Consider the following 15,313-nt stretch of genomic DNA (forward strand, 5'->3'; position numbering starts at 1 on the left):
CCTCACTCCTTTAGATTTGTTGCAACATGTTGCGCCGAGCTTCCGGATACGGCGTCCTGTTGGACATCTGCTTTGCGTTGTGCTCTCGCAGTTCTGCCGGGCTGAGAGCTGAATTTTTGCTGATGACGAACAGACAGTAGCTGATCCAGCCTTTCTCAAGCGAGATCGAGCTATTGGCAAAGTTCCGAATGGAATTTTGTACGACTTCCGGCAGACCTTTCGTATTCTCCGCGTGCTCAGGATCATGCAGAGAGTTGGCGACCTGCTTGGAGACGTCAATCACTTCGTCAAGAACGAGGTGATGCTCCGCCAGCAGGTCGATCCAGCCTTGTACAGTCGGGATGTAGATGTCGATGCTCGGATCGGCGATGGCTCCGCGCAGGTTCGCGATGAAGTCCATCATCAGCACCTGCCCCCCTTCGTTGAGGGCCGAGGACATGTTCTGGAACAGCCCCTGCTTGTCAGGGATGTGGCAGCTGACTTCGATCCCGATCATCATGTCGTAGCGACCTGGGAATCGGTCTTTGGAGCTGTCTCCATGGAAGATGGCAGCTTGTGCGCCCAAGTTCAGTTCTTGAATTCTCCGGTTGCCAAGGTCCGCCTGCGCCTCCGTGATCGTAAAGCCCTGCGTTTTCAGATGCGGGTAGCGCTTGGCCAGCTGAATCACGTCTGTCCCATGAGCGCATCCGATGTCAAGCAGAGCGTGCGCGCGCTGGAAATCGCCTCGGCTGAACAGCACGCGGCGCATCTCGATCTGCTTGCTGCGCACCATCTCAAGTTCGGCCGGATATTGTTCCGGGTTCAGGTACACGCGGCTGATCGAGAAGCCGGGGATTTTTTCCTCAAACGGGCAGAAGGTCAGATACTCTTCTTGAAAACCGGAGTCTCCGCTTTCGACGACGCGCGTATAGAACTCGGCCGCCTTGTTGGAGATGGCAAATTCCTTTTCTTGCGGTTTCGGCCCCTCCACCCAGCATCTACGCTTCACAAATGGATAGGTCGGCAGCGAGACGCGCTGCACGTTCTTGCCGTCATGTAGTCGCTGCCACAGCACTTTGCTGCCGGAGAGCCAGAGGGCGGCCAGCTGCTCAAGATTGCGCTCTTGCAGCGCGGTTTCCACAAGGGCTCTGGCTTGGTGACGATCCGGTGCAGGACGGGTCTCGTCCACAACAGGCGAGGAGATGTATTCCTGCAAGCGCTGCAGCAGTTCTTCTTTGGAAGAGACGATGAAGGCTGCGCGCTTTTTCATCGGCTCGCGACCGACTTGCAGCGTGTAGGCGATCTGGGCGAGCGTCAGGGATCGGCCCGCTTCGCTCGCGAGATGCTCGGACAGACGAGCCGCCATGTGCTGCAGGCGGTCGTGGTTTCGGGCCGAGAGGATCACCAGTTGCTGTGCTGCGCCCGGTCGTTCTACCTGCACAGCCATCGCGGTCGGAATGTATTCTTCGATCACGGCATGGGCATTCGTGCCGCTGATCCCTGTCGTGCTGATCGCGCCGACTCGCGGGCGGCCTTCCTGCGTCGTCCACGCTCGGTTCTCGGTGCTGACGACGAACGGACTCTCCTCAAATCGGATGTACTCGTTGCTCGATTCGAATCCGTGCAAGCCCAACAGGGTGCGTTCGCGCATCGCCATCAGCATGCTGATCAGGCTGACGATGCCCGATGCGGCAAACGTGTGCCCGATGAGCGGCTTGATCGAGGAGAGCACACAGTTCTGCGTTTGAGCGCCAGGCTTGCGGAAGGCGCTGGTCAGCGCTTGGATCTCCATCGGATCGCCTAGCTTCGACCCGGTGCTGTGCGACATGACGAACTGGATGTCAGACGAATCGATTCCATAACGGTCATACACGCTGCGGATCAGATCGGCTTGAGCGTCCGGGTTCGGCGATGTGATACCATTCGATTGGCCGTTGTAGTTGACTCCGGTCGCTGTGATGCAGCCGTAGATCTGGTCGCGATCGGCGATCGCTTTGGACAGAGGCTTGAGCACGACGACGGCAACGGCTTCGCTCGGCACCAACCCGTTCGCACGCGAATCAAACACATACGAGTGTCCGTCCGGGGACAGCATGTCGATCCTGCTCATCCCTTGGTAGATTATCGGGGAGATCAAAAGATTGACCCCGCCGGCCAGCGCCACGTCGCAGTCCCCTGCGCGCAAGGCTTGGCAGGCTTGATGGAGCGCAACCAGCCCGGAGGAGCAAGCGGCGGTCAACGCCAGATTCGGCCCCTTCAAGTCGAGGGCGTAGGCGATGCGGGCGGCCAACGTCGCATTTTGATTGCCGTTGAGCGGGCCGCCATCCCCTGTCAGGAAGCCGTATTCACCCTCTTCGACACCGACGTAGACGCCGCACAACTTGCCGCGAATCTGATCGCCCATGTAGCCGGCATCTTCGAGCGCATGCCATGCTTCCTCCAAGAACAGGCGTTGTTTCGGGTCCATGTACTCCGCTTCTCTCGGCGAGATCTCGAAGAACAGCGGATCGAAGCAGTCGACGTCTTTTACGAATCCGCCCCATTTGGACGTGATTTTGCCTTCTTCAAAGTCACTTTGCCAGTCCCAGCGATCCGAAGGAATCTCGGTGATCGCGTTCTTGCCCGCTTTGAGGTTCTGCCAGAAGTCCTGCACGCTGTCCGCTTGCGGGAAGCGTCCGCTCATCCCGATCACGGCGATCGGTTCTTGAACGCCGGATGTCGGCGGCGGCACGAGAATCTCTTTTGTCACCGCGACTTCTTGCCGGGCCGGAGCGACAACCGGAACGGGTGTCGGTTCGGGGGCTGGTTCGGCAGTCGGTTCAAGGTAGTGCTGCGTCATCAACGCCTCGTGTTCGCGCAGGAAGTGCAGGGTCAATTTTTCCAACGTGGAGTGGCTAAAGAACAAGGCCGGCGTCACTTCGAGGCCGTATTGCTTGGAAAGACGGTTGCCAAGCTCGGCCAAGCTGATCGAGTCAAACCCGAAGTCGACCAGATTTTCCTCGACATCGAGTTCGTCGCGGGAGATTTTCAGGATCTGGCTGACCTGTTCTTTGAGATCCCACTCGATGCATTGCTCAAGCGAGAATCCTTGCAACTCCGGACGCATCGCTGTGCCCGACGAGACGCTGATAGTCGGCGGCGGCGTAGTGGGTTGAACCGCTGTCGGCGCTTGTGCAGCCATTCCGAGGAAGCGTTCGACGCGGCTTGGCTGCCCGACGAGGACCAGCTGCTGCACGTCGTTCTGCGAGAGGATCAGGTCAAAGAGCTCCACTCCCTCTTCCGCTTCCAAGAAGCGCTGTCCGCTCGACTTCAGGTAGTTCGCTGTGATCTCTCCTTCATCAAGACCCATTCCGCCTTCTTTCCAGAGCGGCCAGTTGATCACCAGCGTCTGGCCCGGCAACTGCTGTTCGTGACGGTGTTGCGCGTAGGCCATCTGGAAGCGGTTGCCGATCGCGTAGTCGCAGGAACCGAAATCGCCCAACACGGCGGATGACGAGGAGAAGTAGCAGACAAAATCAAGCTCGGTCTCCTCCGCCAGCAATTCGTCGAGCAGCAGGGTTCCTGCGATCTTCGGGCTCAGAACCCGTTCAAACGCCTTGATGTCCTTGGCAAAAAGGCTCTCGTCCCCGGACAATCCTGCTGCGTGCAGCACGCCGTGCAGAGGTCCGAAGCGATCGCGTGCACGAACCAGCCCGGCTCGCATCTGCTCTTCGTCACATACGTCCGCTTGCAGGTAGAAGACTTGGCTGCCCAGCGTCTCCAGATCGCTCAGCTTGCTGCGCTTCTCTTCGTCGAGCTCGGAGCGGCCGGTGAGGATGAGGTTCACAGGCTGTTTTTGGGCCAGATGCTCCGCGAACAAGTAGCCGAGCGCACCGAGACCGCCGGTGATCAGGTAGGTGCCGCCTGCCCGCACCGTGCGTTGGCCCGCTTCAAGGCGGGTCGGCTGGACGGTGCAGATGTGGCGCTTGCCTGCTTCATACAGGACGCTTTGCGCTTGCGGGGCATGGAGTTCACGCCAGAGCAGCGGCATCCAGTCTTGAAGCGAGGAAGAGCCCGCCTGCAAGACCGCCGTCACCTTCGTGTTAGGCAGCACTAGGCCCAAAGATCTTTCAAAGCCGATCCACGATTCGAAGTAGCTTCGCTCCACTCCGTTCTCGAATTGCCCAGCCAGCAGCAGGCGTTCGGGCTTCAGACCGGAAGCGTCGAGGAACTTCAGGATGTTCACGATACTGGAATACTCTCGGATCAGAGCCTTGTCTTCAAGCGGCCACAGGTACAGCATCCCGAAGACGTCTCGACGCTCCTCCTGCATGCGTTGGAAGGACTCTGGAATCGAGCTTCCCTGTGCGATGAACTCGACTTGCAGGCTCGGGCTCAGGGACTTGAGCGCCTCCCGCACCGTTTGCTGTAGTGCCGGATCGGACAGGAAGCAGACGAGCGTTCCAGCGTTCCGGGCTGTGACAGAAGGCAGGGATTTCTCTTGCCAGATTTCTCGGAATGTCATCAACTCGAAGGATTCCGGCTGCTTCTTGGCTTGTGCAGGTTTCGCTTGTGCAGGTTCAGCCTGCAGTCCAGTCAGGCGAACGCAGATGTTCCCTTGGGCGTCGCACAGTTCGATGTTGAGCGTGCCATCGCTTCCCTCTTGCACCCTTGCTTGCAGGTTTGTCGAGACCGGGGCCAGCACTTCAAGGTTTTCCACGACGCTCGAAGACATCAGGGTGCGTGCCGCTCCAGCCGTTCCTTCCGGCACCCAGTAGCGCTGTTTGGCAAACGGATAGGTCGGCAGGCTGATGCGGCGCGGCTTGTGTTCGCCGTAGAGCTTGTTCCAGTCCAGCTCCAATCCTTTGACCCACAGGTCGACGAGCTTGACGTGCTTGCGGCGCTGAATCCATTTTTCAATCGCTTCCTGCAGCTCTTCATCGGCGAGGAAGAGCGAGAGGGTGTCTCGGTTGGCTTTGACATGGCCGCGATAGAGGGTTGGGACATCCTCTTGGCCGGACACGCAGGCGCGCAACTTGGTCGCGAGGTCTTGAAGCGAGTCGACGAGCAGCGCCATGCGCGCATCGTGCGCTTCTCGACCGATCTGCAAGGTGTAGGCGATGTCAGCGAGGTCCGCATCTGTGAACGGCTGCGTCTCGATGGCGTGAAGCAGGCGCGCGGCCAGCTCCTGCAACCGTTCTTCGTTCTTGGCCGACAACACGATCACGGCCGGATTCTGCGGCGTCACCTCGACAGGCGTGCGCAGCGACTCTGCCGGTACGTACTCCTCGATGATCACGTGCGCGTTGGAACCGCCCGCTCCAAACGATGAGATGCCAGCGATGCGCGGCACTTCGCGAACCTGACCGCCGATCTCCACCAGCGGGCGCTTCCACTCCGCCAGCTCCTGCTGCACGACGAACGGGGTCGCGTCAAAGTCGATGTTCGGGTTGAGCACCTTGGCGTGCAGCGATGGTGCAAGTTGACGATGCTTCAGTTGCAACAGCACCTTCGTAACGCCGGCGATGCCCGCCGCGCTCTCACAGTGCCCGATGTTCGACTTGGCCGAGCCGATGGCACAGGATTGCAGTTTAGCGTTTTTCCCTGCTTGGAAAGCCTTGGTCAAGCCGGCGATCTCAATCGGGTCGCCAAGCGAGGTGCCGGTTCCGTGCGCTTCGATGTAAGAGACCATGCTCGGGTCAAGCCCTGCCTTGCGCAACGCCTGCTCGATCACATTCGCCTGCGCATTCGGGTTCGGGACGGTGTACCCGTTGGTTTTGCCCCCGTGGTTGATCGCGGTGGCCTTGATCATGCCGTGGATCTGATCTCCGTCTTCAATCGCCTTGGACAGAGGCTTGAGCAGCACCGCGCCCACGCCTTCGCCCGGCACGTAGCCGTCGCCCCCTTCGCCAAAACTCTCGCATCTGCCCTTGCTCGACGCGAACTTGCCTTGGCCGAGCAGCAGGTACTTGTTCGGGTGAATCGAGACGTTGACACCGCCGGCGATCGCCAGTTCACAGCCGCCTTGCTGCAAGCTCTGGCAGGCCAGATGAATCGACGTCAGCGAAGACGAGCACATCGTATCGACGGCAAGGCTCGGCCCGTGCAGGTTGAAGAAGTACGACACCCGGTTGGCGATCGACGAGGGGTTGCCAGACAGGGCAAGCGGTCGGCCGAGGATCGTCTCCTCTGCGCCGTACAGCTGATACTCTTCGTACATCACGCCGACATAGACCCCGACGTTGCCGTCAAGCCCCAGCCCGCGATGTTTGGCGAGCATCTCGCGCGTATACCCCGCATCTTCCAGCGCCTCGTAGACGGTCTGCAGGAACAGTCGCTCCTGCGGGTCCATGATCTCCGCCTCGCGCGGGGAGATGTTGAAGAACTTCGGATCGAATTGATCCACGCCGTCAATAAATCCGCCCCATTTGCTGTTCGTCTTGCCCGGCTTGCTTTTGTCCGGGTCAAAATAGAGGCTGTGATCCCATCGGTCTTTTGGAATCTCCGTGATGCAGTCCTTGCCATCCCGCAGATTTTGCCAAAACTCCTGAAGGTTGCGCGCCCCCGGATAGCGGCCGGAGACGCCGATGATCGCGATGTCCTGTTCTCCCTTGGCCGCCTTCGCAGGTTGCGCGACCGGCGCTGCATGCACAGCCGTCGAACTCGCGGCCAGCCTCGAACGTCTGCGGCTGCTGACAACCGACGGCTCAGGAGTGGACGTGGCCGCCACCGAAGCGGATTCCGAAACCCGCTCCTGCTCCCCGATGTCCAAGAGCTGCTGCAAGAGAACACGATGGGCGTCCAGGAAGTATCCGGTCAGCTCGCGGAGGTTTTGGTATTCAAAGAACAGCGTTTTCGGCAAGGAGCCAAACGTCTTTTCCAGTTGGTTGGTCAGCTGCATGACCAGAATCGAATCGATGCCGTATTTTTCAAAAGGCGCATTGGCTTCAATCCGGCTGGCTGGCATCTTCAGGACGGAAGAGAGCAACGTCTTGAAATACTCGATCGCTCTCTCTTCAAAATCGCTCGAAATGAGAGTCGGCCCTTCTTCCAGCCTAGACACTGGCCCAGCTGCGGCTGTCGGTGCTGTTTTTGCAAAAACGGCGCGGATGCGATCCAGATCGCCTTCGACGACAAGAATCTGGTCTTGCTCGGAAGCCATGCCCTGATACAAGGCGCGAATCCCGGTTGCCGTCTGCATCGGGATCATACCGAGGGTCTCTCGCACCGTCTGCTCCGTCTCCTGCTCCACCTGCATCCCGCCTTCTTGCCAGAGCGGCCAGTTGATCGACAGCGTCCGGCCGGAGCGTTTGCCATTTGCGACCCGCTCGTTTCGATACCCCGCAAAAGCATCGAGGAAGGCATTGGCCGTCGCATAGTCCGCTTGTCCCGGGTTGCCGATGGCTCCGGCCACCGAGGAGAACGTCACGAAGAAGTCGAGCGGCAGATGTTGCGTCGCCTCATCGAGATGCACGGCACCGGCCGCCTTGGGAGCCAGCACGTCCTGCAACTCCGCTGTCGTCTTCTTGAGGATCAAGTTGTCGCGAATCACGCCTGCGCTGTGCAGGATGCCGTGCAGAGCGCCATGCTCAGATTGAATGCTCTCGATCAGCTGCATGACCCCCGCGAAGTCGGTCACGTCCACTTGCCTGTACACAACATTTGCGTCCAAGGACTGAAGTTCTGCCTGTTTCTCAGCGCTCAGCGGCCCCCGTCCCGTCAGGACGAGCGTCGCCCCTTTCACTTGCCGTGCGATTTCGCCAGCAAAAATGCGGCCTAGGCCCCCTGCGCCCCCTGTGAGCAGGTAGACGCCTTGGTCCTTCCATGGAATGCGCAACACCTCTTCGCCCGGCTCGACTTCGCTCCATCCTGTTCCCCAGCGTTTGCCGCCTTGGTAACGGACGTGTGCGTCGCCTGCACAGCGAGCATTTTCTCGCAAGGTCTCCGCAAGGTTGCTCGCATCGTCAACTTCGATCAGCTGCCCGACAAGGTTCGGATTCTCCAGCTGAGCGGTCTTCAGCAGTGCAGAGAGGCCGGTGAAGACCTGCCCGTCCCCTTGCGCCGGAACGACGATCTGCACGAGCACCTTCCCTTTGCGTCTTTCTTGCAAAATCGACTTGATCGCCTCAAACGCATGTGCTGCATAGGCCTCGAAGCGTTGGGCAAGCCCTTTTTCCTCTGTCTGCAAGATCAGGCTCCGCATCCCGCTCTGTTCGATCTCAGCGTCCACTTCGCAGAGCATCACCAGATGGTCCGCATACACCGTCTGTACAGCCTGCAGATTGACCGGACGCTCTGTCCAGTCCGGTCTGAGCATCAGCGTCCCCGCCTCGGCTCCTCGCTCGCGGTCGAGTATGCGGGAGGAATAGCCCTTCATCCGCACGCGGACGCTTCCGCTCTCGTCGCACAGGTCGAGATCGAGCTTGTGTACCTTGTCCCCTGGCTTGTTACCTTCACTGCGGCGCACGAAGGCCCACATCGAAGTGGTGCAAGGCCCGAAGATCTCCAGCTCCTCCAGCGCGAACGGCAGGGCCGGCTGGAGCGTCGTTTCGTCAGTCAGGAAGCCGATGGCCGTCTGCAGAGTCGAGTCCAGCAGGCTCGGGTGCAGGATGAACTGACGCGCGGTGCTCGCGACGGCGGCTGGCAGCGACAAGCGGGCCAAGATCATCTCCTGCCCGACATAGAGGTGCTCCATCCCTTGGAAAGCCGGCCCGTACTCAAGGCCCGCTCGGCGGTACAAGTCATAGCATTCCGCCGCGCCTCGTTCGCGCTGCCCGCACTGCGCTTGCAGAGAAGCAAGATCGAGCACGGGAGCCTCGACGTCCGACAGAGCCGGTACCGCGCGCCCTTGGCTGTGTACGATCTCGCCGTCCAAGCCGCTGTACACTTCAAATCCGATCTCGCCGTTCTCTTCCGGGAACAGCCCGATCTGCACCGACACCGCGTCTTCTTCTGCGATGATCGGACGCGCCCAGACCACATTTTTCAAAGAGATCGACGGCATGTCGGCGGCCTGCTCCAGCGCGGCGCGCGCCATTTCCAGATAGGCGACACCCGGCAGCACCTTCCGCCCTTGCACCTGATGATCGGACAGGAAAAATTCTCGCCCGGTAAACGTCGAGGAGAAGCGTTGCTCCGTCAGTTTGGAGGTATTGCTGTGCAGCAGCGGATGCAGGGCGGCTGTCATCGTCGAAGCCTCCCCTTCCTCCATATCCGGCTCCGGCACCCAGAAGCGCTCTCTGGCAAACGGATAGGTCGGCAGATGAGCACGGCGCGGTCTCGAATCGGCATAGAGTTCCGACCAGTCGAGTCGGACGCCCTTCACCCAGAGTTCGGCGATCTCTTGCAGCGGCTTGTTTGCAATGCCCTGCGCCTCCTCCTGCCCCGTTCCCGACTGCGACGTCAAGAGACCGGGGAGTATCCGCCCCTCTGCATAGGTTTCAAAATTCTGACGCGCTTCGTCTCTCGAACGGGCCACAAACGCCAGCCGCACCTCTCTTGCATCGCGTCCCGTCTGCAGGGTGTACACGATGCTCGCAAGGCTCAGGTCGCGCTCCCGTTCGAGGAAGCCCGCCATCGAGGCTGCATACGTCCGCAGCTGTTCCTCGGTCATGGCAGACAACACAAAGAGCAACGGCGCATCCGCTTCTCCCGCTGCCGAAGCCAGCCTCTCTTTTTCCAAATGCTCTTCGATGACGACATGCGCGTTCGTCCCGCTGAATCCGAAAGAGCTCACCCCGGCACGGCGCGGCATCCCGGCTGGCACCTCCCATGGAATCAGGTCGGTATTGATGTAAAAAGGACTCTTCGCGAGCCGAATGTGCTCGTTCAATTGGTTAAAATGCACCGTCGGCGGCACCTGTCGATGCTTCATGGCCAGCAGCACCTTGATCACCCCGGCCACTCCGGCTGCCGTCAGCAGGTGTCCGATGTTGCTTTTCACCGAACCGAGAGCGCAATAGCCGGTTTTCTCCGTGAAGTGCCGGAAGGACTCGGTCAGCGCCTCCACTTCAATCGGGTCGCCAAGCTTCGTGCCCGTCCCATGCGCTTCGATCAGGGAGATCGTCTCCGGGTCGATGCCAAATCGTTCATACACGTCCTGCTCCAGCTGGATCTGCGAATTGACGCTCGGCGCGGTGATCCCGTTCGTCTTGCCGTCCTGGTTGACACCCCAGCCGCGAATCACGCCATAGATCGGGTCTTCGTCCCGCACAGCATCTTCAAGGCGCTTGAGCACCAAGACGCCCACGCCCTCCCCCGGCACAAAGCCGTTGGCGCGCGTATCAAACGAATAGCAGCGTCCGTCGGGCGACAACATGCCCGCCTTGCTCGTCATGATGTGCAAGGTAGGCCCGGCCGCCGCGTACACCCCGCCGCTCAATGCCAAGTCGCTCGTTCCGAGCAGCAGGCTGTTGCAGGCTTCGGCCATCGCCACCAGCGAGGAGGAGCAGGCGGTGTCGATCGCAAGGCAAGGGCCTTTGAGGTTGAGCAGATACGAGATGCGAGCGCTGAGGATCGAGGAAACCGCCCCCATCAGGCCTTGTGCGTTCAAGCCTTGATGGTTCAGCGCCTGCCCGTAGTCGTTCGTGCCGCAGCCGACGAACACGCCGGTTCGGCTGCCGGACAGAGAGGACGGCGCGATGCCGGCGTCTTCGATGGCCTGCCATGCGCTCTCCAAAAATAGCCGCTGCTGCGGGTCCATCAACTCCGCTTCGGCAGGCGAGATGTTGAAGAACAGCGGGTCGAACTTGTCCGCATCCTCCAGCACGCCCATCCACTTGGAGTAGGTTTTGCCCGGTGCGCTCGGGTCCGGCGAGTAGTGCTCGTCGAGCGACCAGCGCGTCGCCGGAATCTCGGAGATGCAGTCGCGGCCTTGTGCGAGGTTGTTCCAGAACTCGTCTGCATTCTTGGACTTCGGGAATTGACCGCTCAGCCCGATGATCGCGATCGCCGCCCCTTCAAAACTCGGCACCGCTTCTGCGCCGGCTGCCGAAACGGACGTGGACTGACGGGATTCCAGATGTTCACACGCCTTGCGCATCAGCAGTTCTGCCACCGTGTTCACATGGCGCTGCTGCCAAGACTCATACGGCGTGCCTTGTACCCACCTGTTGAACGCCCCCATCGCCGGGCCGCAGAAGATCTGAAAATTATCCCGCTCCTGCTCATCCCCTCGCAGGGTCGCCTGTGCGGAATGGGCAAAATACCACTTGAAGATCAGCCCCATCTTGAAACGCGGGTTCTCGGCCGCCTCTTCGAGCTGCTCCGGATGTTTGGCGCGCTTGTAGGCGCAGACGAGATCCCAGACTTCCTCAAACGTCTTCTTAAAATATTTCGTTTCGATCTCATGCCGGATCGACAGCGGAATCTCGTCGATCGAGTTGTATTGGTGGAACAGCTGGTGCAGCTTGTTGGCGCGGGCGGCGAACTGGGTGTGTTTTTTCACCACCTGCACCTTCGCGCCGATCTCAAACATATCGCCTGCAACCGTGATCGCCATGTCGTGGATCGAAACGGACTGCAGCAGGTCCTTGACGACCGGATGGGCCCCGCTCTCCACCGTGCATTGATTGATCGATCCTGTGAAAATAAAATCAGCCCCGAGCATGAAGGCCGACGCGACCGCTTCCGGCGTGCCGACCCCTCCGCCGCAGCCGATGAGAATCTCCTCTTGGTAGCGGTACTGCCGCTGGAGTTGGTCTTTGAGCGCGCGGATGGCGGGCAGGAGGGAGAACGATACGCCTTGGTTCGTGTGACCGCCCGAGTCCGCTTCGATCGCGAGGTCGTCGACCAGCGGAATCGTTTGCGACAGGGCGGCTTCTTCCTCGCTGATCAGGCCGTAGCGCAGCAGCTGCTGGACGAGCGGCTCCGGCGGCGGCGAGAGAAACACGCGCGCCGTGTCCAGATGCGAGCATTTGGCGATCAGACTGCGCGGGAAGATCAGCCGGCCGTTTTGACGGGACAGGCCCTTGAGGCGCAGATAGACCAGCGGGAGCGTCGGAGCGGAGAAGGCGGACACTTCGATCGCCTTCACGCCGTACTCGACGTACAGTTCCGCTGTGCGCCGCTCTTCGTCCGGGTCGTTCAGGTTGGCGATCAGGCACATGCCATACGGCTTGTCCGAACCCAGCCGCGCCTGAATGCGCTGCAGGACGGGCTCCAGTTCATGCACCTGAAAACCGGCGCTGCCAAAAAAGGCCAGCAGACCGGCCTGCCCCATGCGCACCACCATCTCCTTAGATGCGATCCCTCGATACATCGAGCCGGCAAAGTAACTCCAAATGGTGCGGTATCTCGTTTGGAACAGCGGATGGCCTAGCGATTCCGGCTGCAGGCGAACCGCCGGATCAACGGACAGTTCGCGCACAGCATTCGCAAGGGGGGCGGACATTTGCAACTCGTGGGATCGAGCCCCTGCAAGGACCTGTTTGGCCTCTTCAGGGCTGATCTCTTTGGCTTCAAGCGCACGTAAGATCTCTTGTATCTTCATCTGAACCCCTCTTTTACAGCAAAATGTATAGTCGCAAGCACGGCGAGTGCTTGTTAATTTCCGAACAGGGAGATGATTCTGTCTTTCACTTCCGGTTTATGGAATGTCTTTTCATGCATGGCCATCTCTTGCTCGATCACGCGAGGCAGTTCCTCCCGGATCGGTCGGACCAGATGGTCCTTCAAGGTGATCAGCGACACTCTCGGTTTTTCTGCCAGTTGGCGCGCCAGCTGCAGCGCCCGGTTCATCACGTCTTCACGCGGAACGACGGGGAACGGCACGCCCCTTTTTTCCAAATCGGCGCCTCTGTAATTGTTGGCGCTCATCAGCATCTCTTCTCCGAGGGAGAAGCCCAACTTCTTCGGCACGATGTAGGTAGCCCCCATACCGGGTGTGAATCCAAATCGCATAAAACTGGTCGTGTACACGCTCTCACGGCTCAAGATCACAAAGTCGGCAAACAGCCCGACGACAAACCCGCCGCCGATCGCGTGCCCTTGCATCGCGGCGATCACCGGAACCTTGCACTCCAAGGCGAGCGCGAAGACGTTCGCATCGGTGAACCGGCCTCTTCCTTCATGAATCGCCAGCAGCCCTTCCATCGTGCCGCCGGAGCAAAAATAATTGCCATAGCCGGTGAGGATGACCGCCTTGCAGCGTTCATTCGCGGCGATCTCCTCAAACGCTTCGATCAGGCCGCGCACCAGCCCTTCGGTAAAGGTGTTCTTCTGTTCCCGATCCTGCAAGGTCACTTGCACGATCCCCGTCTCGATCTCTCTGCACTCCACCACTGGATTCGCCATGTTCTCCTCCACTCTCCGTGGATCAGCTCTCCCACGGGAATTGACCTGTTTCGATATAACGGAAAATCAGCTCTTGGTTGCGCGGATCTGCAAACACTTCCCGGTTCGCTTCGAGCGCCAACGGCTTGGCGCGGTGCAGACCGTCCTGCAAGCTGTTCATCAAGCGCTTGTATCGCTCGATGCCGCGCTTGGGCACATAGCGCAGCCGCATGAGATGCTTGCGAAGCAATGTCTCGCTCTCTGCATCGCAGGCATCGACAAGCCCCCACTCCACGGCTTGTCGGACGTTGACCGGCTGCGTCATCAGCGTCAGATAGTTCGCCTTCTGAAAACCGATCCGCCGGATCAAAAACGGCAGCACGCATGCTGGCAGAAGTCCGAAGAGCAATTCGGACAAGGAGAACTCCGCCGTTTCATCCGCCAGCACGATATCGCAGGTGGCGACAAACCCGACGCCGCCTGCGTTGACCTTGCCGCGAACGTGCGAGATGGTGATAAACGGGCCAGTCGCCAGATCGAGCCACAAGTCGTACAGCGGCTCCGGTGACGGGTCGAGGCTCTGCCCGCTCGCCTTTTTCTCATGCAGCTCTTGAAAATCGGCCCCGAAGCAGAACACGTCCGGCAACCCCTCCAGCACGAGGATCGAAGCCTGTTCCCGGCAGTGATCGATCACCTGGCGACACTCGTACACCAAGCGCTCGTTGATCGTGTTCTTCGCCTCGGGACGGTTGAACTGCAAAAAGCACACCGGGCCTTGCATCCGCACCCGGATCGTCTCGTAGGCGGCCGTGTTCATCAGCACCACCGGTATTCTCGATGGAATTCTGAGATCTCTTCCAGATACAGGCGCTGTCCGGCTTGCCCGGAAGCGAGGGCGCCCGGGATCAGGTTCAAGTCCAGCTTGACATTGCGGGTGCCGAATTTGACGGCGCTGCTGCTGTGGAGAATCTTTTCATATTCGTCCATCGACAGTCGGTAACGGCTGTTCAGTTGCTCTTGAAGCTTGAAGCCGCGCAGGACTTCTTGACTGCGAGGGGTGACGACGCCGCTGTAAAATTCGGAGCAGCAGCCCGAGCCATAGGAGAAGATCCCGATGCGCTTGTTCCCTTCAAACTGCCCGTTGTCGATCGTGCTCGCCAAGGAGAGCAGAACGGTGGCCCCCATGATGTTGCCCACGCGCTGGCAGTAGGTCAGACCCGGCACCACGCGCTGTTGGAAATCGGCTTCGATCTCCGGGCCTTTGACCTTGGCGATCTTGCGCATCATCGTGCGGTGCGCGCCTTTGACCATGCCGCCAAACGGCGTGTGGAAGGACAGGTACTGGAACGTGTCGCGGTACTCGACATCGGCGACGCGGCGCTGGTATTCCAGGAACGCATTCTCGCAGCAATCCAGATACGAGAGCAGGGAGAGGTCCGCGTCGCCCGCTTCGCTGTCGGCCACCGGGCGGCAGGTGTCCATCACCTCGTAGCCGTAATATCCGTTGGCTCCGACATCGACTTGGAACACGTGCGGCTTGTCGCTGACCAGAAGCGCCACCGCACCTGCGCCGCCGCTCGGTTCGGCGAACGACCAGTCTTCGCTGAGCGCATCTCCGCCTTCGACGGCCAGGAACCGGGAGATGTCCGTGGCGACGACGAGCGCTTTGGCTCCGGGCGAGACTTGGGAGAGGATGAAGTTGATCGCCATCTGGAATCCGGCTGTGCCCGAATAGCAGGCTTGCTTGATCTCGAACAGGCGGCAGGTACGGCTCAGTCCCAGATGATGATGCACGTAGGTGCTGAGCGACTTGCCGAAGTCGATCCCGGATTCCGTGCAGGTGATCAGCAGTTCGATGCGGTTTTTTTCTTCCTCGGACAGCGCATCGACCACCGGCTTGGCCGCGTTGACGGCAAATGTCACCGGGTCTTCAAACGCCAAGGCGACCGCCTTTTGCTTCATCAGCAAATTTTCAAATCTGGGGTTGTCCAGGTTTCGATGTGTGGCCAGATCCATGACATCGAGATACGCGGTCCCCCCGAACACATTCATCGCTTCGATACCGACGGCAACCATAGTCGTC

General features: G+C 59.9%; 4 protein-coding genes. All 4 read right to left on the reverse strand.

Annotated elements, in window-relative coordinates; translation table 11 throughout:
* Positions 1–10: 10 nt before the first annotated feature.
* The 4 genes from NI000_RS26500 to NI000_RS26515 are packed head-to-tail and all read right to left on the reverse strand — an operon-like array spanning position 11 to position 15,306.
* Positions 11–12,448, reverse strand: coding sequence for a PfaD family polyunsaturated fatty acid/polyketide biosynthesis protein (locus tag NI000_RS26500; RefSeq protein WP_253414373.1), 12,438 nt, complete (start codon positions 12,446–12,448; stop codon positions 11–13).
* Between the two features lie 53 nt (positions 12,449–12,501).
* Positions 12,502–13,251 carry a polyketide synthase gene (locus NI000_RS26505; protein ID WP_253414374.1) on the reverse strand — a complete coding sequence of 250 codons (750 nt, stop codon included), beginning with the start codon at positions 13,249–13,251 and terminating at the stop codon, positions 12,502–12,504.
* A gap of 22 nt (positions 13,252–13,273) precedes the next feature.
* Positions 13,274–14,047, reverse strand: a complete 774-nt coding sequence (locus tag NI000_RS26510) for an enoyl-CoA hydratase/isomerase (protein ID WP_036691009.1) — start codon at positions 14,045–14,047, stop codon at positions 13,274–13,276.
* A complete protein-coding gene (locus NI000_RS26515; RefSeq protein ID WP_253414393.1) occupies positions 14,047–15,306 on the reverse strand; it encodes a hydroxymethylglutaryl-CoA synthase family protein in 1,260 nt (419 codons plus the stop codon). The genes NI000_RS26510 and NI000_RS26515 overlap by 1 nt, the downstream gene beginning before the upstream one ends.
* Between the last annotated feature and the right edge of the window lie 7 nt (positions 15,307–15,313).

The organism is Paenibacillus tyrphae (genome assembly GCF_024158745.1).
GTDB lineage: Bacteria > Bacillota > Bacilli > Paenibacillales > NBRC-103111 > Paenibacillus_G > Paenibacillus_G tyrfis_A.